This window comes from Gilliamella sp. X-60 (assembly GCF_057063585.1).
The window spans coordinates 1-2,405 of record NZ_JBXSQJ010000046.1 but is presented as its reverse complement, the minus strand read 5'-3'; the positions used below and the strand labels follow the sequence as shown (position 1 = coordinate 2,405).

Genomic DNA, 2,405 nt, shown 5'->3' with positions numbered 1-2,405 from the left:
GTCCAGCTTCGGCGTAATCCTTCCTTTAAATCCTTATCCGTAAAAGTCGGCGGCGGTAGGTCTTTTTTCCGTTGGATTGAATAAATCAGTGTGCCCGTTAAGATTTGGTGTAATGCCCGCATCGCTGGGGTGTAATCGGCTAAATCTAATTTCGCCACTTTATTCTTGCCTATCTTGTTAGATAATTCACCGACCGAGGCCTTTTCTTCTATCGTGTCAAACCCAGGCCAGTGCCATGGACTACGCCGTTTGATATGCGCTTGCGCATTGTCTTTTATATTCACCCAACCATATATCGGTAGCGTTTGCTCATCCAGTGCCGTCACTTGTACCCAAGTTGTGTTGTCTTCCTCTATCGCTATCAAGCCGTCATTCTCTAATGAAATTAGGGACACGGTACGCGGGTAACATACCGTATTACGTTTCTTTTCCTGTGGAGAAAGGGTGTCATCTAATGATAACGGAAAAGCATGCCAATAACTTGCGCTTGAAGTGAGTTGCCCCTCTTCGCCATTAAGGTGTAAGACGTTACTGGCGGCTATCCAATACGGCTTGTTTTCAATCATAAAGCGAATAGTGAAAAAACCGTCATCATTCGCAGGCTCAGAATAGACACTCGGTAACGTCGTATTTTGTCCCTTTCCGCCAGCAATTAACTCAACTTTATCGGGAATATCTTCCTCAGTTAATTCAGGGTAACGTGAATGGTACATCAGTATTACATACTTTTTCTCACTCGCGGTTAAGGTGTACGATGGCGGTGATGGGCTTTTTGCCGGTATTTTTCCATTAATGCCATTAACCACCTTGTCAATCCCTGTGTCGAATAACGGCTGCGCGGTTGAAGTATAAAAAAATCTTGAGGGAAGATTGACGGTATAGACCGGTTTGATTTTAATATAGTAGCTCTCGGTAGTGTCGGTAAAACGAATCGCCACTCCAGGACTTAACCAACCTGCCGGTTTAGCGGCTTGAACTAATTGCGCCTCTTTTTCAACTAATATGATACTCTTTTCGCTTTCAGGCAGCTTGTCCGCTAAAGCGCGGGTTTTAGTGATAAACGCAGGCAAATCATCACAAGTCAGTAATTCAATGTGTGCCATTTGCGGTAATTGAGTGTCTAACGCCCGTTTCATGTTCGATAACGGGGCTTCTTTAGGCTCGTCAAAACGCTCGCTTTGACTGACATTATGACCAATATAACCTATAAAGTCGCCTTTATTAATTGGCATCGGTGTTTTTAATACCACGACTTTATCTAATTTTTCAGGTTTAAGCTGGGTAACTATCAGTGAGGTTAATTTGACATACCCCTTATGTGGTGCCTTATCCCCGCCATTTTCTGCAACCAAGACCGCCGGCACATCACAATTATCAATTTTACAGATTTTAGCATAACCATTTTCTTGCCCATCAAATTCAAACGTTGCCGTTTGAGGTAAATACGTTAACTTTTGACTGTCATTCGCGGTGCCATAAACAGCAATGCCTTTGACTTCAACTTCCGGTTTGCCCACCTTTTTATTATCTTCCTTGCAGATTTCATAATCCTTATTGGCTTCCGCTGTCTTTCCTGTCGGTCTATCGGCTGCTGTCTTGCCAATATCGTTATGCCAAACATAACCGGTAATATTGCCCAATTCATTTTGCAAGCCGTTTGGTGTCACCACCGTACCTGCGGTTATCGACACAATTTTATACCAGCCAGGCATATTTGCTTTTTGTTCACCTAAACGTACTTTACTGCCTTTAAGCAATAAACCGACAATCTTTGTGTCTTTTCCCTTTTCGCGTATCACACTGCCGGCAATGGTTTCTGTTTTTTTTTCATCAACTTTCCCTGCTTTCGCTTGCCAATAACAAGGGTAATCCACCTGACTACCGCTTTCTTGTTCTTTTTGCTGATAACCATACCAATCAAGTTGATGCATATATAAACTGTATAAGGTTATTGAGGGTGGCGTAGCAGTTTCACCAGCGATTTTAGGCATTTGTAACAGGTGTCTGACTAAGGTAAATCCCGTTGAGAAATACGCCACTTTTTGCTGTTCTTTATAAGGCGTTTTTAGCTCAACATTGTCCAGATAGACTATTTTATGGTAAATATCATCGACTCGATAAGCAACCACTTCGCCATGAGCCATACAACGCAATATACCGTCATTATCAACTTTCTTTAGTACCCCTTCATCAATATGGAATCCCCCATGCCATATCCCATTTTCACCAAATGGATAAAAGCCACTGCTCGCCTCTGATAACGCTTTATAATACGCATCTTGACTGAGTTGTTTTTCACCCACGGGAAAGTTGAAATTGTCAATTTTTTTTATGGTCATGTGTATTGCCTTATTCCTTATGCCGAAAAGCCTTTCGAGTTAAACGATACATGTTTTTTTAATAAG

Annotated in this window: 1 pseudogene; it reads right to left on the bottom strand. The window is 42.1% G+C overall.

The annotated features are described in order from the left end of the window. Positions 1 to 2,339: pseudogene (locus ACYIAM_RS12945) on the bottom strand (hypothetical protein); the annotation flags it as partial. Positions 2,340 to 2,405 lie beyond the last annotated feature (66 nt).